This is a genomic window from Paenibacillus sp. FSL H3-0469, from assembly GCF_038051945.1.
Taxonomy (GTDB): Bacteria; Bacillota; Bacilli; order Paenibacillales; family Paenibacillaceae; genus Paenibacillus_AQ.
The window spans coordinates 2135956-2157313 of sequence record NZ_CP150302.1 but is presented as its reverse complement, the minus strand read 5'-3'; the positions used below and the strand labels follow the sequence as shown (position 1 = coordinate 2157313).

The window sequence follows — 21358 nt, the reverse complement described above, 5'->3', positions numbered from 1 at the left end:
CTGCTTCTTTTTTTGACTTTTTGCCTGTGTTATCGACATTTTTCGATCATTTGTGAGAATTTTGTGAGAATGATTTGGTTCTATATGTATAAGCTTGCATTTCAATTACTAAGAATGGAGTGAGACAATGAAGCGTAAGAAGCTGCTAGCACTGCTAATGGTGCCCACAATGATTCTGTCTATGTTTCCTGCACCCCTTGCGGTACATGCAGATTCAGCAGATTGGGGAGCACGGGCTGCCTATGGCGGAGAAGGTGGGACAGAGCTTTTCCTGGGAGGCAAATTCATTGAACTGGGGATAAGCAACTGGGGGAATTTCGGTACGTTGGGCAGTAAGCCCGCTAACTTCCGTGGAACGAATTCCAGACCGTACCTGGGAATGAGTGCAGATCATGATGGCTATGGCACAGGCAAGGACCTGCCGGTCGATTATTATTTGCCGGGTACCCCTGAAGAACGGTTCGCGGTAGGCTACCAGATCGGTGACAATACATATGCGAAGTCCAATTCGGCGCAGATGCACTCGTGGGAGATGCCGACCACAGTAGTAAATACCTCACAGACGGATAAAGGGATTCTGAGTGCGACAACAGTATCCACATGGACTGACACTATGGAGATTAAGCAGGTAATCAGCTTCGAGGAGAACCAGAAATTCTACCGTAATGATGTGACCCTTACCAATCTTACCGATGGGAATTGGGACGGGGCGCGGTATATGCGCACGATGGACCCGGATAATACGGTGGATCAAGGAGGGGCATATGTCACCTCAAATATTGTGACTCACACAATCGAGGAAGATCGCGCAGCTGTCGTGAAGGCGAGTACGATTGCTGATACTGATCCGCTGTATAAGGCTTTTAATTCGAGAGCCCCTATCTTCTTCTATTCCAGTGATCTGCGGGCTAAAGCTTCCGTCTTCGGGTTTACAAATACTAACCCCTATGCCTTGGAAGCTTATAACACTCCGAAGGCGAAGAACGTGGAAGTCAAGGCGGATGCGGGGATTACCATGACCTGGGATTCCGGGACGCTGGCTCCGCATGCGAGCAAGACATTCACCTATTACACAAGTCTGGATGAGCGGGATTTCAGTGAAGTCATTTCAGACATCGAGCTGGATGAAGGCGCCAGCACCGAGCTGGTAGAAGCTAAGGCGAATGATGGAACGGTTGTCGGTAACCAGAAGGTGAAAATTGTCGGTGCGACCTTAGTTGAACCGATTGATCCAAGCCATATCCGCATCAACAATCTGCCGGAAGGGCTTGACTTCGCCGTAACCCGGCTGAGTGATACGGAGCTTAACTTCACGTTGACCGGTACAGCGGTTGAACACGGCAAGGATGCGACCACGAAGAACCTGTCCGTTACAGTTGATAAAGAGAATCTGCGGGGGATCTCCTCCGGTCTGACGACCAAGACCTTCAGTGTAACGTTCAGAGACCCTGCCACGCTTAGTGTGAACAAAGGGATTGTATCCGAAGCCGTCTACGGCACAGGTGAGATCACCGAGACGCTTGGCGTGACGTTGACTGGCGGCAAGTTCGCCAAAACGGTTGGTGCAGAAGATGTGTTGATTCATAGTCTGCCAGCCGGACTTGGGACGGAAGTGACCCGAGTCTCCGATACGGAGCTGGAGGTCAAATTCACCGGTGCAGCAACGGTGACAAGCGATGTCTATGGAGCTTATGCGACCGTAGCCACCGGTAAGCTTGAGGGCAGTCCGGCAGCTCTCAGCACGAACACTTTCAAATTCGACTTCCTGGATAAAGAGCCTTATCTGGTAGTCAAAACACCACTGCTCTATGAATCTGAGCAGAACGACGGCACGATTGGGGATTCGCTTGTACTGGAACTGAAGAACGGTTCCTTCGATGCTGAACTGATTGCGGATGCCATCGAAGCGGTGAATTGGCCGCCAGGCCTGACACCAGGCAAGATTACATTGGACAGCCCGAATCAAATTACGATCGCCATTGCCGGACAGGCTGCCAGCCACAAGACTGCTGACAGCGTAGACCGGGCAGAGGTTACGGTAGCGGGTATTCCATCGGGAACCTTCGCTATTCTGTTCCGTTCTCCGCCTGCAGCGATTACGGCGTCTCCTGATGTGATTCACGATGCAGGTGACGGCTCCGCAGCAGAGACGCTGACGGTAACTCTGCGTAACGGCGTATTCACAGAAGAGGTCGAAGGCGGCGTAAGCGTCAATAATATGCCTGAAGGCTTAAGCTTCAACGTGGTGCGGATTAGCGGCACTGTACTTGAGATTCATTTCACCGGTCAGGCGGCTGGAAAGTACGAGGCTTCTGCCTTTGCTTCAGTCACAGTAGATCCTTCTGTTATTGTAGACGGGGTTAAGCCGATGACCTCCAACAACATTGATCTGCAGTTACCCGGTGCAGGTGTGCTGGTGAAGCGCGATATGGAAGCCTTAACCTGGGATATGATCCGTAAGGACAATCTTGAGCAGACCTCCGTTTCTACGGGATTGAATCTACCGTTAAAAGGAGCGGGCGGCAGCACGATTATCTGGACCTCCAGCAATGGAACGGCTGTTGCTGTTGATGGTACGGTAACAAGACCACCGTTCAATAAAGGCGATCAGCCGGTTACATTGACAGCGGTGCTGAAGAATGGGACTTTCGAGCTGACGAAGACCTTCGAACTGATTGTCAAAAAGCAGGCGGGAACCAACGAACAGTCGGTAGCAGAAGATGCGGAACTGCTCACCTGGAATACGATCCGTGAGGAGAATGTAAAGCAGGAATCCGTAACTTCTGATGTGTATTTGCCGAAGAATGGGACGAATGGCAGCACGATTACCTGGACCTCTTCCGAGGAAGGGGTAATCGATATAGACGGCACCGTAACGGCACCTTCCTATTCGAAGGGAGACCAGACGGTAACCTTGACTGCGGTTATCCGCAAGGGAGATACTGTAGAGACCAAATCCTTCGTGCTCACAGTTATCAAGCGCCCGATGACAGACGAGGAATCTGTAAACGAGACCTTGGCTAAGTTGGACTGGGACATGATTCGGGAAGATAACGAGAAGCAGGAGCAGGTCCTGACGGATCTTGACTTGATTTCCGAAGGTACCAATGGCAGCACGATCACCTGGACCTCTTCCGAGGAAGCGGTTATTACTCCGGACGGTGGTGTGAAGCGCCCCGGTTATGCTGACGGAGACCAGAAGGTTACCCTTACAGCAACAGTAACCAAAGGAAGAGTGACCTATCAGAAAGAGTTCATAGTAACTGTTAAGGCTAAGCGTCAGAGCATCGACGATCAGCTAGATGAAGCTATGAAGCTGCTGAGAATCGGCTACAAAGGACAGGATACAGCCAAGAGCGTAACGCAAGACGTTGAGCTAATCTCCAAGGGCTACTATGATTCCGAGGTCGTATGGACAAGCCATCGCAGCGATATTGTCAGCAGCAGTGGTGAAGTAAAGCGTCCGCTGAAGGATACAGTAGTACGACTGACAGCGCGTGTTGCGAAGGAAGGCTTCTTCCGGGAGCAGGACTTCTACATTACGGTCAAAGGAACGGCCACTGTTGACCTTCCTCAGGATGAAGTCAATGTCAAGATTGGTTATGCACCTGGAGATTCCGAGGAATCTGTGACCCGTAACCTCTTCTTGCCGAAGACAGGCGACACCGGATCAGTCCTGACCTGGACTTCGAACAAGCCGGATGTTCTGACGAATACCGGACGGGTCAAGAGACCAGGGCCGGATGAAGAGGATGCGACGGTAGAGCTTACCGTGAAGCTGGCTGACCCGGACCGTCCGGGCGAGACGCTGGTTAAGACTTTTACAATTGTTATCAAAAAACTCAGTGACCAGGAAGCGGCAGACGAAGCTGCCAGAACTACAGGAATTCATCCTGCGGCAACCTTCGCTGAGGGAGATACCTGGGAGAGTGTCACGGAAGCCTTCCTGTTGCTTCAGACCGGTAAATACGATACGAAGATTACCTGGACCTCAAGTGTGCCTTCGGTGATCGCCGTTCAGCAGGATGCGGATCAGGCCAAGGGCAATGTAACCCTTCCGGCCCAGGATACGAATGTCATTCTGACTGCAACCTTCACCCGTGGCGGCAAGAGCGCAGTGAAGCAATACCTGCTGATTGTGAAGGCGAAAGGCATAGTCAAGGAAGGTGCCGTCCGTGAGGCAACGTCCAGACAAGCCGGACTGTCTACCCCGAATGAAGGCAATCCGCTGGAGCAGGGCGTGACGATTCTCAGAACGAACCTGTCAAACGGAACGAAGATCGACACCATTGTGATTGATGAGAACGAAGTGTACGACCTTGTGGAAGGCGTGAATCCGAATGACCCGGATGCCGCCAACCGGAGTGTAACCATCACCCATGTGGACGATCCGGCTGCACGTGCGGACGAGATTGCAGTTGAGATTCCATCAACAGCCGTATCGATTCTTGCCGGACGCAAGGCTTCACTGGATATTGTCACTGCTCTTGGTTCCATCCATCTGGATGCAGACAGCCTGGCGCAGCTTGATGCGAGCACTACCGACCTGTATTTCCGGATTGTACCGGTGAAGAATCCGCAGCTGAAGGCGAATGTTCAGAGCAATGCGATCCTGAACGGTACCTCCAAACTGGCGCTTGCCAGTGACAAGACGCTTCAGAATCTGGGGGCGCCTCGCGAGATTGAGACGAACTACAGCAAGATCAATACTATGATTCAACTGCCGTTAACCGAGTTCGCGGATCAGATTCCGCTGCAAAGCTCCGGGGTGCGTGATGCCTTCCTGGACAGCTTGCGGGTATACGTTGAGCACAGCGATGGCGAGATTACAGTCTACACTCCAGCAATTGTGTATAATTCGGGCGGCGAGCCTGTAGCGCTGGAGATTCAGATTAACAAATTCAGCACCTTCCAGATTGTACGGATTACAGACAAGGCTGCGGAGCCGGTTAAACCAACGGAACCCGCACCAACAGCAGCGCCAACAGCTGCTCCTTCAGTCAAAGGTGAGACGGTTCCTTCCACCACTGTTGAATGGACTGCTGAGCAATTGAAGGAATTGCAGAAAAAGGGCAGTGAAATTGTAATCGAATCGAAGCTGGGTACGGTTAAAATTGACCCGGCTGCCATTGATCTCGCTGAGATCAGCAAGCAGTTCGGTCACGGAAATGTGAATGTGAATGATATTGTCATCACTGCAGGGCTGGCGGAGTCCACTCCGGACAGTCTCGAAGGATTCAAGCTAGCCGCAGGGCTGCGGAATGCGCAGACGGTCGGCACACTGGCGAACTTCTCCATCCAGGCGAAGTACCAGGGGCAGACTGTACCGGTAACCAGCCATGGCTGGGCGAAGTACGAGCTTCAAGTGCCTGCCAATATGAAGATTACAACTGGCGTACTGTACCGAGATGGTAAAATCTATCATCAACCGACTTATGTAACCGTTAAGGACGGTCGCTACTACGCTACGATCAACAGCCTGGAGAACGGCGATTTCGGTCTGATCTGGAATCCGCTCGAATTCCCGGATGTGGCGAAGCACTGGAGCAAGCCGGACGTGAATGACATGGGCTCAAGACTGGTGGCCAGCGGCACGAAGACCGATGTCTTTGAACCGCAGCGGAATATCACCCGTGTTGAATTCACAGCGATGCTTGCCAGAGCGCTCGGTATTGTTACGCATGGGGAGCAGCAGGTTAGGTTCAGCGATGTCTCCGCAAGCGGATGGTACGGACTGGAGCTTCAGGTTGCGGTGGAGAACGGCCTGATCACCGGATATCCGGACGGAACGTTCAGACCAGGCAACAACATCTCCAGACAGGAAGCGATGGCGATTGTCAGCAGAGCGATGAGCATTACGGAGCTGAAAGCTTCGCGCAGCGAAGCGCAGGTTCAGCAGCTGCTGAAGTCCTTCGCCGATTCCGCATCGGTAGCGGGCTGGGCGGTTGCCAATGTGAAGCTGAATCTGTCGGCCGGCATTATTCAAGGCAGAGACGAGCAGCGTCTTGCACCTAACGAGAATATTACCCGCTCCGAAGCATCGGCGGCGATCCGCAGACTGCTGATCCAATCGAATCTGATTAATCCGTAGGAAGAAGCATCGCATAAGTACCATATAAGCAAGATCAGATCCGTCCCTCATGCCAAATTATGGTTGGGGGACGGCTTTTTGTTATGTGGAGAAGGTCTGTTGCAAAGTTTGCGGCCTGTGATAAATTCAGCAAAAAATGTCCACCCACGCAAGCAAAATGGCGAGCAAAAGGTGGTTATTTCCAGTACAATCGGATGTATGCGGAAATTGTACATTTTTTCGGGGGAAATCCTTTAGTCTGCGCATAGGAAAGCTTAATCCGGGCTTGTACAATAACACTAGCGATTGTAAACGCTTGCTTTCATTCCAGAGGAGGGTATGATGCATTCCATGAATGTGCGGAATCCCGTGATTGCCGGGTATTATCCGGACCCCAGTGTGGTCCGTGTGAATGAAGATTTTTATCTGATTAACAGTACCTTTGAATATTTTCCGGGTGTGCCTATCTTCCATAGCAGGGATCTGATCGACTGGACCCCGATAGGGCATGTGCTGACCCGCCAGTCCCAGCTGGACCTGCGGACCACCAAGAGCTCGTCGGGGATCTACGCTGCCACCATCCGCTATCATGACGGGCGATTCTACATGATTACAACCGATGTCAGAGGCATCGGCAATTTCTATGTGACTGCGGACAAGCCTGAGGGCCCCTGGTCTGATCCGATTCTGCTGCCGCACGGGGGCATTGATCCATCCCTGTTCTTCGATGATGACGGGCGCGCCTATGTCACGGTGCAGAACGGGGCAGGCTATGAATCGCACATTATCCAGTATGAGATTGATCCGCTGTCCGGCGAAGTGCTGTCGGAGCCGGTTAACATCTGGAGCGGAGATGACGGCCCGTGGGTCGAAGGTCCGCATCTGTACAAGATCAAGGGCATCTACTACCTGATGACCGCCTCCGGCGGCACGGCGGGCGATCACCGGGAGATTATTGCCCGCAGCAGCAGCCCTTACGGCCCGTTCGAGGACAAGCCGGAACCGATCCTGACCCACCGGGGACTGAAGGACCACCCGGTCCAATGCCTTGGACATGCCGATCTGGTGGAGGATACGTCCGGTCAGTGGTGGGCGGTCTTCCTGGGCATGCGCCCGGTGGAAGGCCAGTATTCCCCGCTGGGCCGGGAGACCTTCCTGGCTCCGGTCACCTGGACGGAGGACGGCTGGCCGATGATTGACAATAATGAAGGCACCGTTATAGCTGCGGACGAGTCCAGCCTGGAGGACCGGGTGCTGCGCTTTACGCCAGGGGACGGCTTCGGGCCGGAGTGGACCTTCCTCCGCGACTATGAAGCGGAGCGTTATTCCTGGACCGAGCGCGAAGGCAGTCTCACCGTGCGTGGGAATGCTTACACGCTGGACGATGAAGCGCCGGCCGTGTTCGCGTGCCTCCGCCAGCAGCATCACCGGATGGAGACCGGCGTCAGCCTTGACTTCACGCCGGTGACCGAAGGCGAGCATGCCGGGCTGGCTGCGCGGCTTAACAACCGTGGATATCTTTTCTGGGGACTTACTTGCCGCAGCGGCCGCCGGGTGATGGAGCTTGTAGTCAAGAACGGTGAGGAGCGGCAGATTCACCAGTACGAGGTAAGCGGTCAAGGTGCCGTTCAGCTTCGCCTCCGCTGCGACGGTCATCACTACCACTGCTCCTATTCGGCAGATGGCGTGTCCTGGCATGAAGTGCCGGAGACGGTTCATGTATCGGTCCTGTCCCCGGAGGTCAACGGCGGCTTCACCGGTGTCTGCCTGGGCGTACATGCCTCGGGCAACGGCACAGAGAATGCCAGCCCTGCTTATTATGAAGGATTCTATTATTCCAATATCAAAGGAGATGCCTTATGAATCAGCAACAACCCCCTAAGCCTAATCAACCGATCGTAACTCACATCTATACAGCGGACCCGTCCGCCCATGTCTATGAAGGCAAAATCTATATCTATCCTTCCCACGATCTGGATCATGACGAGCCGAGCAATGATAACGGCGACCAGTATAAAATGGAAGATTACCATGTTCTCTCGATGGACAGCTTCGATTCCCCGGTGGTCGATCACGGCGAAGCGCTGCATGTGAGAGATATTCCATGGGCTTCCAAGCAGCTCTGGGCACCAGACGCAGCGTACAAGAATAACACCTACTATCTATTCTTCCCGGCCCGTGACCATGAAGGAATCTTCCGCCTGGGTGTGGCAACGTCGGAGTCTCCGGCAGGCCCGTTCACTCCGCAGCCGAATTATATGGAAGGCAGCTTCAGTATTGACCCGGCCGTGCTGGTGGATGACGACAATCAGGCGTATGTCTACTTCGGCGGGCTCTGGGGCGGCCAGCTGGAGAAGTGGCAGACCGGCAGCTTCGTAGCCGATGCAGAAGGACCGGCTGCCGACCAGCCGGCGCTTGGGCCGCAAGTTGCGCTGCTTAGCGATGATATGCTGTCCTTCCAGGGCAAGCCTGCCGAGATCTCGATTGTTGATGAAGACGGGAACCCGATTCTGGCCGGGGATGAGGAACGCAGATATTTTGAAGGCCCATGGATGCACAAATATAACGGCGATTACTACCTGTCCTACTCCACAGGAACCACGCATAAGCTCGTGTATGCGATCGGCAAGAGCCCGATGGGACCGTTCACGTTCAAGGGCGAGATTCTCTCTCCGGTTATCGGTTGGACGACTCACCACTCCATTGTACAAGTGGAAGACAAGTGGTATCTGTTCTATCACGACAGCTCCCTGTCCGAAGGCGTCAATCACAAGCGCTGCGTGAAGTACACCGAGCTGAAGTACAACGAAGACGGCACGATCCAGAGTATCAACCCTTATCCGGATGCGGAGTAAGCTGGCGGAAATATGTAATGAAGGTAAGTAACATATGAGACAAACAAGAGGCAGCTCCTTGCGGGGCTGCCTCTTGGCGTAGCAAGGGTGCGGGTGGGGCGGATGTAATCGGAAAACCGATTACAATGTGCAGGCGCGGGGCGCACGGGCTGAATGTAATCGGAAAACCGACTACATTTTGCAGATGCAGAGTATGTGGGCTGAATGTAATCGGAAAACCGATTACAATGTGCTGGCGCAGGGTGTGTGGGCCAAATGTAATCGGAAAACCGATTACATTTGGCAGATGCAGAGTATGTGGGCTGAATGTAGTCGGAAAACCGATTACAATGTGCTGGCGCGGGGCGTGTGGGCCGGATGTATGCGGAAAAGTGAACACAATGGCGGCAGCGGAGGCGTGCGGCAATCAGCCCGTTCTCTCCACTGTTTAAGCGGGAATTGGATCTAAATTCTTTTTTAACCAAGTTTAGTTGCTTACTAAAGTCATGATTTACGCTTATACTCTGCGAATCAGTTCCTCCTGTCAAATCACTAAAGCCGTGCGAGAGAACATCCCATTCATGTGGCTGGTTGGATGGCAACATCCCGACTTCCGCCCCCTTAATCGGTTCCGTTCCTAACAGATGAGAAGTTTCATCGAAACGCTATTTACTGCCGTACTTCAGTCAGGCTGACGAAAAATGCGTATCTCTGAAACATTACTTTGTGGATGGCATGTTGGCGTTCACTTGCCCGTAATGTACTAAAGCTAGCCGTAATGACTAAAAACGAAGGGCATCTATTCTCTAATAACGAGAGAATAGATGCCCTGCTGATTGTTTACTACTACTTGAATAGTATGAGCTATTTTCTTTTGTAGAAGTCTACTTATGAGATAGCCTCTTTAGTCTTTCTATTAATAATTAGTATCAACAACATATTCTATTGGCTTAGGAACCTTGAAACCATTTACATAATAGTACTTTGTTTCTGTTTCTCTACCAAGGTAAGTATTGCCTAAATAGACGTCATAAAAATCGTATTGAACACATGTAGAATTGTATTGGTCATAGTTGATAGCACCGTAGTAATTGCGAGTAGTATAAGAACTGCTTTCAGGTGGACCAGACCAAGTTTCAGTAGTGCTCCATGTTTTAGAAACAGTTCCACTAGCAGAACCCGTAAAGGTTGTCTTTATTAGATTTAGAACGTTTTGATTATACGTTCCGCTTATAGATAATGTACCACTTACGGATTTAGAAGAGGACATTTGTAAAACCTTTCCTTTCAGTACACTAAGTAAAAATGTCTGCTTATGTATAGGACCAACATCATAACCAGTGATTTGAGAGGAGCCAATGCCAATTGAGCTACTAACATAGACCCTTCTATCACCTGCCCTATTAGTTGCAGAACCATTTGATTGAGAAAGGGTAGGATCTACAAATTCTATTCTTGTATTCAAATCTACAACAGGTTCATATTTTTTGAAAATTGTTGATCTATTCTCAATGTCTGGAAAACTATCTGCAGTAACAAATGGTGAGGAGGTGTATTATTTGAAAAGTAACCTTGGTTATATCGTAAGTGCTTTTATAATCGGCTTATCATTGATAGTTGGTGCTTACATACTTGCAGATGGATGGAGACCTACATCGGTTTCTGGAGAGACCAGGAGTTTATACGATGGTAATAAAAATGTAATGAATGATGATGAACTTGCAGCGTATCTGCGAATAACGAATGATGATCTAAAAAAAATCATTAATCAAGAAAATGAGGCGAAAAGTAAGTTATCTTTTTATGACAGGTTTAAATTCATTCCTTATGGAGAATTAAATGGAAAGCACTTTTATTTAAAAGACCATATTGATAAATGGTTATTATATATTACTGAAAATGAAGAAAAATGAGTTTGAAATACATGAGACAATTGAGATCTTCCTTTAGTGAAAAAGTAGGTTGTATAACTGCTTTTTAGTATAAGGAAGTCACTTTGTCTCTATTTTTTTGCAATTTAAAGTTTTCAGGCATTAAAAAACGAACTAATCATTTGCAGTTCGATTCACCCTACTTTTCCTTTAATTTGACCAGCAAATCTTTAATTTGGCTTCTATTAGAGCAGGGAAGAGCTGCTATATAGTAAGGTTGGATGAACAATAAATAGGAGTAAACTGGAATTTATTGTGAATTGGTTAGTGGTGAGTAGTTAGTGTGACCCTTTCGTTGAGCAAGAAGCCGGTTATTATGAATGCGTTCTCATCAATCTGAAGAATGAGGAGAGTGAACAATGGTAGCTACATCCCGGACACACAGAATTCGTAAACTGACTTCAGCGGTATTAGGCACAGCGCTGCTGGTGACCCTGCTGCCGCAGACAGCCATGGCCGGAGACACCTGGCCGTTCAAAGGCGAAAGCGCACACGGTGCGAATCAGCCCAGCGTACACGGCTATACCAGCCAGCACATTGCAGACTGGAGTCCGCAGAGAGATCAGGACGCGGCGTTGCTGCGCTCCCGGGTTCCCTTACAGCAGCGGATTGCACCTTTCCAGCAGACTCAGGCCAATCCGGCGCTGAATCCGGCGGTGCAGATGATGAATGTTGCGGGCGATTATGGCAATGCTTTTATCGAGAATGCCCCGTACACCAACAAGTTCGCCCAGTATCACTTCAACTTCTGGCAGTACATTGACTATTATTCCTACTGGCATGGAACAGCAACGGCATATACACCGCCGGAATATTACGACGATCTGGCCCAGTCCGACTGGCAGCAGAAATGGTTCGAGTTCGGTATGCTGAATATTCCCAATCCGGCCTATACCGATGCCGCGCATAAGAATGGGGTACTGTCACTGGCCGGGGTGTTCTTCTCGAACAATGACCGCGGGCAGCAGACATATAAGCAGATGATAGTGAAGGACGCGAACGGCAAGTTCCCGGTGGCTGAGAAAATGATTGAAATGGCCGAATACTTCGGGTATGACGGGTATTTCCTGAATCAGGAGGAGCAGAATCCGAATGTGGCGCCAGCGGATCTTCCTGATTATATTGCTTTTATGAAAGCGCTGCAGGATGGCGGGCTGTACGTGCAGTGGTATGATTCTCTGAATACCGCAACAGGAGCCAATGTCTTTGCCAGAACCTTCAATAACAATAATATCTCCATGCTCTACGATAAAGCGGCCCACAAGCCGGTCTCGAATTCGTTTTTCTTCGATTATGGCATGGGCAGCTCGCAGATTACCTCAGCAGCGAATTACTTGAATAGCTTCAACACAGCTCAAGGGACGAGCTACAATCTGTTTGAGACCGGCTTCGCGGGCCTTGAAGCCGGACGCGACCGCTTCAAAAGCGTGCAGGGCTCAGCGCTGAGCAGCAAGCTGTCCGGGGGAATTCCACGGACCAGCCTGGCGACACTGGGCGCGGATTTTGTCCATGCTGGTCTGGATGAGGATATGAATCAGTCCTGGCCGGTCTCGAAGCGCACGGATAACAGCTACCAATGGATGACGAACCTGCGCGAGCAGCTATGGTGGTCAGGGCCGCAGGTGAATCCGAAGAACACAGCGGTATCCTCCTCCAATACGGCAGCTGACGTATATGCTGATACCCGCTACTGGCCGGGGATCGCTTCGGTCATTGCTGAGCGCTCGGTGGTGAAGGATTCTAACTTCTATACCAGCTTCAATACCGGCCACGGCCTCTCCTATTACAAGGATGGAGCGGTATCCAGTGCAGCGGAGTGGTCCAATATGAGCCTTCAGGATGTTCCGGTCACCTGGCAATGGTGGCAGGACACCACAGGCAACCGCCTGAAGGTGGACTTCGATTATGGTCCGGATTATGACCAGACCGCCAATTCGCGCATGAACTACCAGCAGCTTGGCGGTTACAACGGCGGCAGCTCGCTGGCAGTGAGCGGGAATCTGAACAGCGAGAACTTCCTGCGTCTCTACAAGAGCGATCTTGCCGTTAAGGCTGGTTCCAAGCTGTCCATCGTATACAATAAGCCGTCTGCCGATGATGGCTCTGTCCTGAGTGCGGGCCTCATCTTCCGTGACCAGCCTTCCCAGGTTGTGAAGATTCCTGTTGCGAATAGCGGGAAGCATACCACGGGCTGGACCACAGCCGAGCTTAATCTGGGCGCTTATGCCGGACGGGAGATCGCGGCTTTCGGGTTGGTGTTCGCCCCTGGAGCCACTACAGCAGCCAATTACCAGATGAACATCGGCCAGCTGCGGATTCATGACGGCTCGGCGGTAAGACCATCGGCTCCTGCCGGTCTCTCCATTGCCCAGGCGCTGCCGGGCACGGATGAGATGATCGTGAAGTGGAGCATGGACACCGATTATTCCAAGGTGAAGCAGTACAATGTCTACGTGAATGATATCTATGTGGGCGGGAAATATGATGAGACCTTCTATATCAAGAAGCTTCCGGCCAAATCCGGCGTGCTGAAGGTGGCGGCAGTAGGTGCAGACGGGCTGGAGGGCGATGCGGCCACGCTGTCCTTCGATCTGAATGCTGCGGTATCCAAGGTGACCGCCGAATCCGCTGCGAATGGGGACTTCCTGGTGAAGTGGACGAATCCCGCCGCCGCTCAGGGCAGTATCAAGGTTACGGTGAAGTCGGTGAACTGGACTACCACGCCGCAGCCGGTATCTAAGGAATTGACTGTGCCGCAGGGGGCAACCTCAGCGCTGTTCCAGGATATGCCCGTTAACGGAGATGAGTATACGGTTACCGTTCAAGCCGGAAATACCGATAAAATAACCTATAACGGAACGTTCACCGATAAGGTGTCCGAGCCTTATGCAGAGAACTGGTCCTGGAACGGCAATACGCTGAACCTGCCGATGCCAAGCACCCGGGACTGGCGGTATATGTACATTAATGAAGACGGCCAGAACCGGTCGTTCCCGGTCACCTATCTGTCCGGTGCTGCGGGCATGAAGCCGATGATTATCCGCGGCCGCACAACCAAAGCTGCGCTAAGCTTCACCTCTACCGCAGCAACAGTTACCGTGGTCATGGAGGATTACAGCGGCAACAAGTCGCAGCCTGTATACCTTAAAGGCCAACCAACGCCGTAAGGCGCGGGTAGGGAATAAGTACCGCCCATTCTGCACAACATACACAAAGCGCTCACCCTCTGGCAAAATTAGCAGGGGGGAGCGCTTCTTGTGTATACCGGCTAGCCGTGCCTGCAGGGCTATCAAGTATGTTAGGAGGTGAATGATGCGAAGCCTTTCGCTGTACCGCAAGTATTTTAAAGACAATATGTTCCTGCGCTTCACGCTGATCGTGTCCTGTATCTTCATAGCCACCATTATCGCCTTCTCCATTCTGGTGCTGATGCTAATCTCGGATTCGGCAGTGCAGCGCCAGATGGATATCCAGCGCAAGAGCATGGAGAGCGTCAGCAATTATGTGGAGAACAAATATCAATCTGTTCAGGATATGCTCCGTGATGTGTACAGGGACGCGAGTCTGGCCAGTAACACGACCTTCCTGCTGGAGAATCCCTTAAGCGATTATATTGAGCACCGGCTGGACCGTTTTCTGCTGGGGGAACAGTCCGCTTCGAACGCCATCCAGTATTTCCAGAACAAGATTGACGATGATCCCGACATCCGCGGCCTGATCCTGTACAGCGCCAACCAGCAGGTGATGTATTATTACGACAACCGCCGGCAGTTCGAGCGGATCTCGACCAATGCGGCGCATTCTTTTGTCCCCGATTCGATGGTGCTGGGTGAGGAGAGTGTCGTCTCTGTTCCGAATATCTGGGTGCTGAAAAGCATAGGGATGCCGGCAGCCCCGCTGTTCTCTGTGAAAATACCCATCAATAATAAGTCCTCGCTGCTCAATATCGGCCAGCTGCTGGTCTACTTCGATTCCGAGGCCATCTGGCAGGCCATGAATAATTATAAGCAGGACTTCAAAGGCGACCTCCTCGTGCTCTCGGCCCAGAATGAAGTCATCTTCGATTCCTCAGGGAAGGGATATGGCCGGAAGCTGCCGAAGCTGCAGGGAATGAACGCCGGCGAGGAGGTTACCGTGGATGGAATGGTTGTCACCAGCCAGACGCAGAGTCAGGCGGGGTATACGGTGGTCAGCCTGATCTCGAAGAAGGAGCTGGCCGAGACCTACAGCAGTGCGCGGAGCACCATTGTGTCCATCGCACTCGTCTGTATTCTGTTTGCCGTGCTGCTGCCGGCGATGTTCATTTCTAATTTTGCCAAACGGACCCACCGCATTATCCGCTTCACACGCAAAGTCAAGAACGGGGATCTGAACACCCGGATTGTGGACGGCAAGGAAGATGAGTTAGGGCAGATTGCCAAGAGCTTCAACAGCATGCTGGATGAACTGAACCAATATATCGACCAGGTCTATAAGGCGGAAATCAAGCAGAAGCATACGGAGATCGCTACGCTGGAAGCCAGGGTGAATCCGCATTTTCTGTATAATACATTAGAAGTTATCCGGATGCGGGCGATTTCGAGCGGGGCGAAGGATGTGGGGGAAATGATCTACAGCCTGTCCATGCTGTTCAAATCGTACGTCCGTCCGAAGCTGAAATATACGTTCAAGGATGAGCTGGAGGCCTGCCGCCTGTATTTGGAATTATTCCGTATCCGGTACAAGGACCGATTCGCGTATACCATCGAATGCAGCCCGGAGCTGGAAGAGCTTCCTGTACTCAAAATGTCGCTGCAGCCGGTCATTGAAAACTATGTTCTGCACGGCATGCGGACAGGGCAGACTGATAATGTGATCCGTATTGTGATCACAGCGGAGCCGGAGAATATCCGGGTCAAGGTTACGGATAACGGCAAGGGGATTGCAGAGGAGCGGCTGGCCCGGCTCCGTGAGGTGCTGGAGGATCACGGCGAAATGTCCGGGTCCGAGTCGTTCGGGCTGCGCAGTATTCATGAGCGGCTGAGACTGATGTACGGCAAGCCCTACGGCGTAGAGCTGGAGAGTGAGGAAGGCAGCGGAACAGAGGTTACGATTACTTTTCCATACCCGCTGAAGGAGGAGAACGCAGATGTATAAGGTGTTTATTGTGGATGATGAGCCGTTCATTCTGAGCGGATTGCAGGATATTCTCAATTGGGAGGAACTGGGCCTCACGATTGTTGGGCAGGCCGAGAACGGGCAGGAGGCACTGGGGCAGCTGCGGGAGAATCCCGCCGATATTCTGATTACCGATATCTCCATGCCGGTGATGACCGGTCTTGAGCTGATCCGCGCCGTCCGGGAATTTCGCCCGGACATGAAGGTGGTGGTGCTGAGCGGCTTCGATGAATTCATGTATGTGAAGGAAGGCCTGTCGCTCGGAATCGAGAATTATCTGCTGAAGCCGATTAATCTGGAGGAATTCCAGCAGACGCTGGAGACGATTGTGGAGAAGCTGAATGTCTCCAGGCAGGATATGCAGTGGTGGGAATATACGAATTCCGTGCTGAAGGATAATGTGCTGCTGCGCTGGCTGCGGGGGCAGATTGATCCGCAGGAGCGCTCCGAACGGCTGAATCTGATCGGTCTGCCGCTCAGCAGCCGTTATGTGCAGGTTGCGCTCCTGCAGGTAGAGTCTGCAACGGAGGACTTCAGGAAGAGGGTGGCCGACCGCATCGGCGCAGAGGCTTCGTTCTTCATGTTCTGGGATTCCGACAATGATCTGGTGCTGATACATAACTATGAAGAAGCCTCCGCCGGTGCGGCGGAGATGGCGTTCATGCTGGAGGAGATTAACGGCTTATGCACCGGCGGTGAGAAGCTGCGGTCGGCAGTGGGCTCGCCTGTGTACGGGGTGGACGCCGCTCCCGCAAGCTATGAGCAGGCGAAGCAGGCACAGGAGTTCCTGGAGATTCACCCGGAGCGCAGCAGTATCTATTATGAGCAGCTGAGGGACCGGAAAGAGGATCTGGGGTCGGTCCTGCCCGCAGACTGGAGCGATTACGCTAAGCTCATTATGTCCAAGAATGTGGCGGGGCTGTCGGAGCAGCTGGAGCTATATTTTGCAGCCCCAAGTATGGACGGGTTAACACCAGCGATGCTGGAGGAGATCTCGCTGGAATGGATTCTGTTCTTCCGGGTACTGATCAAGGATATCCGCAGTGAGACGGAGCGGGAGTGTATTGCCGAGGGCTTGACGGCGATCCGCCGGGCGAATTCGCTGCCTGCTCTGTCTGCTGCGCTCCGCCAGACCTCGGCAGGCATCATCGGGCTGCTGGACCGGGAGCTGAAGAGTCCGGTGGTGAACCAGGTGCTGAATTATATCGCGAAATCGTACAGTGAGGATCTGTCGCTGAAGAAGCTGGGCTTCATGTTCAACATTCATCCGGTGTATCTGGGACAGCTGTTTCACAAGACGACCGGCGAATCGTTTGCCGAGTATATGAACCGCTACCGGATCGATAAGGCCAAGGAGCAGCTCCGCTCAACGAATCTGAAGGTGCATGAAATCGCAAGGAATGTGGGATACTGGGAAATGGGATATTTCTACAAGCAATTTAAGAAATATGTAGGCATCTCGCCGACGGAATTCAAGGGGCTGCTGTGAGGCAGTCCTCCCTGCGCATCACGGGACCAGAACATTACAGCCCTTGTAAAAGATCAATAACCTGCCTTTACAGGTAAGCTTATTTTCTTTATTTCATACCTGAAAAACTATAGTTTCTCTTCTATTTGAAACTGCTTTCATCTTATAAAGTTAAGGTATAGCTCAAGGAAAGCAGCAGCCGGAAAGATCCGGTAAGCCTGAAAGACCAGACAGCTAATTAAAAGGGGGTACGGCAAATGAGTAAGAAAAAGAAACACTTCTCCTTGTTGTTGACAACGCTTTTAACCGTTTCACTGGCGCTAACGGCGTGCGGGGGAAACAGTAAGAACAATGCAGGCGGAGAAGCAGCTTCAGGCGGCAACAAAGCCTCGGAGGCTACCGAAAAGCCAGTAGAACTGATCTGGTACACAATCGGGCCGCCGCAGAAAGATATGGACAAGGTGCTCACAGAAGTCAATAAATACACACTAGAGAAAATCAACGCAACACTGGATATCAAAATGCTCGACTTCGGGGACTATACGCAAAAAATGCAGGTTATGGCGGCTTCCGGTGAGCCGATGGATATCCTGTTCACCTCCTCCTGGGCCTTCGATTATGTGCAGAATGCACGTAAGGGTGCCTTCCTGCAGATCGATGATCTGCTGAAGAATCAGGGCAAGGGCATTGTGGATACAATTGATCCGGCCTTCCTGGAAGGCTCCAAGGTAGACGGCCACAACTATGCGATTCCTGCGAACAAAGAGCTTCCGGCTCAAGAGGTCTTCCGCTTCAACAAAGAGCTGCTCGACAAATACAAGCTGGATATGACCAGCGTGAAGACGATGGCGGATCTGGAGCCGCTGCTCAAAACCATCAAGGAAAACGAGCCTGGAGTCACTCCTTACGCAATGGTCAAGGACTTCATGCCGATTATGCCTTTTGACTATGTGATTGAGAAGATGCCGATGGCTGTCTATCTGGACACCAAGGACTACAAAGTGGTCAACATCCTGGAAACTCCAGAGATCAAGGAAGCGCTTAAGACCGTCCGCAAATTCTATCAGGCAGGTTACATCTCCCCTGAAGTTGCGACTACCTCATCGGTAGATGACTTGTACAAAGCCGGCAAATGGTTCACTGACCGTGCATCCACCCAGCCGATGGCCGACAATCTGTGGTCCGCAAGCTACGGGTATCCAGTCGTGTCCACACCAGCCAGTCAGCCTTATATCTACAACTGGTCCGTAATGGGCTCCATGCAGGCGATTTCTGCTAACTCCGCGTATCCTGAGAAAGCGATGGAATTCCTGAACCTGCTTAACACGGATCCTAAGCTGCGCAACATGATTGACTCCGGGATCGAAGGCGTGCATTACGAGAAGATCAGCGACAACATGATCAAGAACCTCCCGGATGCGAAGAACTACGATATGCCTACCTTCTCCCTGGGTAACATCATGATCAACTATCTGAATGAAGGCGACCCTGAGAACAAATGGGAAGAATTCAAGAAATTTAATGATGCCGGTATCAACGCACCGCTGCTCGGCTTCAACTTCGATACCTCCAAGGTAACGAATGAAATCGCTGCTGTTCAGAACGTGAAGGAAGAATTCTGGGCACCGCTGATGACCGGATCTGTAGATTCGGAAGAGTACCTGACCAAGGCTAACGAGAAATTGAAGGCTGCCGGTCTGGATAAAATCATTGCCGAAGCTCAATCACAGATCGACGCCTGGAAAGCAGCGAATAATAAGTAGCATTCTATTAGAGGATCGGGCGGGTGATTAGACTTGGCCCGATCTTTTTTGTAAATATAAGAATTTTCCGGCATAGGAGGAACTAGAAGTATGGGGAAAATAGGAAAGTCCGCCAAGGATATATTGAGAAATAAAGTGCTGCTGTTTATGGTTCTGCCGGGCACACTGTGGTTTTTATTCTTCTCTTACCTGCCGATGGTGGGTACGGTCATTGCGTTTAAGCAGTACCGGTTCAGCCGGGATGGCTTCTGGGCCAGCATCATCAACAGCAAGTGGGTCGGCTGGGATAATTTCAAGTTTCTGTTCAGCACTAATGATGCCTATCTGATCACACGTAATACTCTTTTATATAACATAGCCTTCATCGGCCTGGGCCTGATTCTGTCAGTGCTGTTGGCGGTGGTGCTGTCCGAGATTGCCAATAAGAAACTGGCCAAATTCTATCAGACAGGCATGTTCCTGCCGTATTTTCTGTCGTGGGTAGTTGTGGGATACTTTGCGTTCAGCTTCCTGAGCTCGGAGCGTGGCCTGCTTAACTCCATGTTCGGCAGTAATATCTCCTGGTACTCGGAATCGAAATACTGGCCGTTCATTATTATATTCGTATTCCTATGGAAGGCCGTCGGCTATAACAGCGTGGTCTATCTAGCCGCGATTATGGGTATCGACAAGTCCCTCTACGAAGCGGCGATGATCGACGGGGCCAGCAAGCTCCAGCAGATCCGCAGTATCACGCTGCCGATGCTGAAGCCGATCATTATCATCATGACGCTGCTTGCGATCGGGAAGATTTTCTATGCGGACTTCGGGCTGTTCTATCAGGTGCCGAGAGATTCGGGGACGCTCTACAGCGTGACCAACGTTATCGATACGTATGTATACCGTGGACTCAAGACTACCGGCGAGATCGGAATGAGTACGGCTGCGGGCTTGTATCAATCAGTGGTCGGGTTCGTGCTGGTTCTAACCTCCAATTACATCGTGCGCAAATTCGATAAGGACAGTGCATTATTCTAGGGAAAAAGAAGGAAAGTGAGGTCATCCAAATGTCTGCTAACGCTGCGAAATCGCGCGATTTCCATCGGCTGTCGCCGGTGCTCAATACCATCTTCAACTGTATCGCCGGAGGCTTTGCCATCCTGTGTATCTTCCCGTTCCTGTTCGTTGTCCTCATCTCGTTCACGGACGAAGGGGCGCTGGCGCGGGACGGATATCGGTTAATCCCGGCCAAATGGAGTCTGGAAGCCTACAAATATGTATTTAGCTCAGGGGACACGCTGCTCCGTTCCTACGGGGTGACGATTGCTGTAACCGTCATCGGTACGATTGTCAGCCTGCTTATTATTTCACTTTATGCCTATGCCATTTCACGTAAAAGCTTCAAATACCGCAATTTCTTCGCGTTTTTTTCCTTTTTCACCATGCTGTTTAACGGCGGGCTGGTTCCGACCTATATTGTGGTAACACAGATGCTGGGCCTGAAGGACAGCATTTGGGCGCTGGTGCTGCCGCTGGCGGTGAATGCTTTTTACATTATGATTCTGCGTACCTTTTATATTACCAGTGTGCCGGATGCGCTGATCGAATCGGCCAAAATCGACGGCGCCGGAGAGTTCCGCACCTTCCTCGGCATTGTGCTGCCGCTGTCCTTGCCGGGTCTCGCTACGATTGGTCTGTTCAGCACCCTGGGGTACTGGAATGACTGGTTCAACGCGCTGCTCTATATTGACAATCCGAATCTGGTGCCGCTGCAGTCGATGCTGATGCGGATCGAGACCAGTATGCAGTTCATTCTGCAGAATTCCCAGAACAGCTCGCTGAGTCTGGAGGCGCTCCGCTCCATGCCGCAGGATACCTCGCGTATGGCGATGGTGGTGCTGGCAACCGGTCCGATTATCTTCGCGTATCCGTTCTTCCAGCGTTACTTCATTCAGGGTCTTACTGTGGGTGCGGTTAAGGAGTAGGCTTCTATATAAATTTTTAAAGATATTAATGAAAAGTAAGAAGGAGCGGAGGGGAAATTTGGAACTGTAGGAGCGGTAGCGTTCGCCTTTGTCACCGGATTTCCACCGCGAACAGCGGTTTAAATCAAGAAATCTGGGGACAACAGCGACCGAAAGTCCAAATGTTCACCG

Annotated in this window: 12 protein-coding genes; 11 read left to right on the top strand and 1 reads right to left on the bottom strand. The window is 51.6% G+C overall.

The annotated features are described in order from the left end of the window. The first annotated feature begins 127 nt into the window (after nucleotides 1–127). The 4 genes from NSS83_RS09485 to NSS83_RS09470 all read left to right on the top strand — a co-directional run bounded on the left by NSS83_RS09485 (nucleotide 128) and on the right by NSS83_RS09470 (nucleotide 9545). A complete protein-coding gene (locus tag NSS83_RS09485) occupies nucleotides 128–6091 on the top strand; it encodes an S-layer homology domain-containing protein (protein ID WP_341348105.1) in 5964 nt (1987 codons plus the stop codon). A gap of 318 nt (nucleotides 6092–6409) precedes the next feature. Continuing rightward, nucleotides 6410–7933, top strand: coding sequence for a glycoside hydrolase family 43 protein (locus NSS83_RS09480; protein ID WP_341348104.1), 1524 nt, complete (start codon nucleotides 6410–6412; stop codon nucleotides 7931–7933). Next, entirely contained in the window at nucleotides 7930–8925 is a 996-nt protein-coding gene (locus tag NSS83_RS09475; RefSeq protein ID WP_341348103.1) for a glycoside hydrolase family 43 protein, read from the top strand. Before NSS83_RS09480 ends, NSS83_RS09475 begins: the two co-directional genes overlap by 4 nt. Before the next feature lie 485 nt (nucleotides 8926–9410). Further along, nucleotides 9411–9545, top strand: coding sequence for a transposase (locus NSS83_RS09470; RefSeq protein WP_341185244.1), 135 nt, complete (start codon nucleotides 9411–9413; stop codon nucleotides 9543–9545). Between the two features lie 275 nt (nucleotides 9546–9820). On the opposite strand, the gene NSS83_RS09465 is transcribed toward NSS83_RS09470, so the two are convergent. Beyond that, entirely contained in the window at nucleotides 9821–10369 is a 549-nt protein-coding gene (locus tag NSS83_RS09465; RefSeq protein WP_341184682.1) for a hypothetical protein, read from the bottom strand. A 22-nt stretch (nucleotides 10370–10391) separates the two neighbouring features. On the opposite strand from NSS83_RS09465, the gene NSS83_RS09460 reads away from it, so the two are divergent. The 7 genes from NSS83_RS09460 to NSS83_RS09430 all read left to right on the top strand — a co-directional run bounded on the left by NSS83_RS09460 (nucleotide 10392) and on the right by NSS83_RS09430 (nucleotide 21187). Continuing rightward, nucleotides 10392–10817, top strand: coding sequence for a hypothetical protein (locus tag NSS83_RS09460; protein ID WP_341184683.1), 426 nt, complete (start codon nucleotides 10392–10394; stop codon nucleotides 10815–10817). A 377-nt stretch (nucleotides 10818–11194) separates the two neighbouring features. Next, entirely contained in the window at nucleotides 11195–14002 is a 2808-nt protein-coding gene (locus NSS83_RS09455) for a hypothetical protein (RefSeq protein WP_341348102.1), read from the top strand. 142 nt (nucleotides 14003–14144) lie between these two features. Next, nucleotides 14145–15971 carry a sensor histidine kinase gene (locus NSS83_RS09450; RefSeq protein WP_341348101.1) on the top strand — a complete coding sequence of 609 codons (1827 nt, stop codon included), beginning with the start codon at nucleotides 14145–14147 and terminating at the stop codon, nucleotides 15969–15971. Then, nucleotides 15964–17481 carry a response regulator transcription factor gene (locus NSS83_RS09445; RefSeq protein WP_341184686.1) on the top strand — a complete coding sequence of 506 codons (1518 nt, stop codon included), beginning with the start codon at nucleotides 15964–15966 and terminating at the stop codon, nucleotides 17479–17481. Before NSS83_RS09450 ends, NSS83_RS09445 begins: the two co-directional genes overlap by 8 nt. Nucleotides 17482–17717: 236 nt before the next feature. Continuing rightward, a complete protein-coding gene (locus NSS83_RS09440; protein WP_341184687.1) occupies nucleotides 17718–19223 on the top strand; it encodes an ABC transporter substrate-binding protein in 1506 nt (501 codons plus the stop codon). 90 nt (nucleotides 19224–19313) lie between these two features. Further along, nucleotides 19314–20240: an ABC transporter permease subunit gene (locus tag NSS83_RS09435; protein WP_341184688.1), complete on the top strand. Its 927-nt coding sequence runs from the start codon at nucleotides 19314–19316 to the stop codon at nucleotides 20238–20240. A 29-nt stretch (nucleotides 20241–20269) separates the two neighbouring features. Next, entirely contained in the window at nucleotides 20270–21187 is a 918-nt protein-coding gene (locus tag NSS83_RS09430) for a carbohydrate ABC transporter permease (RefSeq protein WP_341184689.1), read from the top strand. The last annotated feature ends 171 nt before the right edge of the window (nucleotides 21188–21358 follow it).

What these genes read in the sequence shown, in the direction of transcription:
- NSS83_RS09485 (WP_341348105.1), top strand. Translation starts at nt 128, where the DNA reads ATGAAGCGTAAGAAGCTGCTAGCACTGCTAATGGTGCCCACAATGATT.
- NSS83_RS09480 (WP_341348104.1), top strand. Translation starts at nt 6,410, where the DNA reads ATGATGCATTCCATGAATGTGCGGAATCCCGTGATTGCCGGGTATTAT.
- NSS83_RS09475 (WP_341348103.1), top strand. Translation starts at nt 7,930, where the DNA reads ATGAATCAGCAACAACCCCCTAAGCCTAATCAACCGATCGTAACTCAC.
- NSS83_RS09470 (WP_341185244.1), top strand. Translation starts at nt 9,411, where the DNA reads ATGATTTACGCTTATACTCTGCGAATCAGTTCCTCCTGTCAAATCACT.
- NSS83_RS09455 (WP_341348102.1), top strand. Translation starts at nt 11,195, where the DNA reads ATGGTAGCTACATCCCGGACACACAGAATTCGTAAACTGACTTCAGCG.
- NSS83_RS09450 (WP_341348101.1), top strand. Translation starts at nt 14,145, where the DNA reads ATGATGCGAAGCCTTTCGCTGTACCGCAAGTATTTTAAAGACAATATG.
- NSS83_RS09445 (WP_341184686.1), top strand. Translation starts at nt 15,964, where the DNA reads ATGTATAAGGTGTTTATTGTGGATGATGAGCCGTTCATTCTGAGCGGA.
- NSS83_RS09440 (WP_341184687.1), top strand. Translation starts at nt 17,718, where the DNA reads ATGAGTAAGAAAAAGAAACACTTCTCCTTGTTGTTGACAACGCTTTTA.
- NSS83_RS09435 (WP_341184688.1), top strand. Translation starts at nt 19,314, where the DNA reads ATGGGGAAAATAGGAAAGTCCGCCAAGGATATATTGAGAAATAAAGTG.
- NSS83_RS09430 (WP_341184689.1), top strand. Translation starts at nt 20,270, where the DNA reads ATGTCTGCTAACGCTGCGAAATCGCGCGATTTCCATCGGCTGTCGCCG.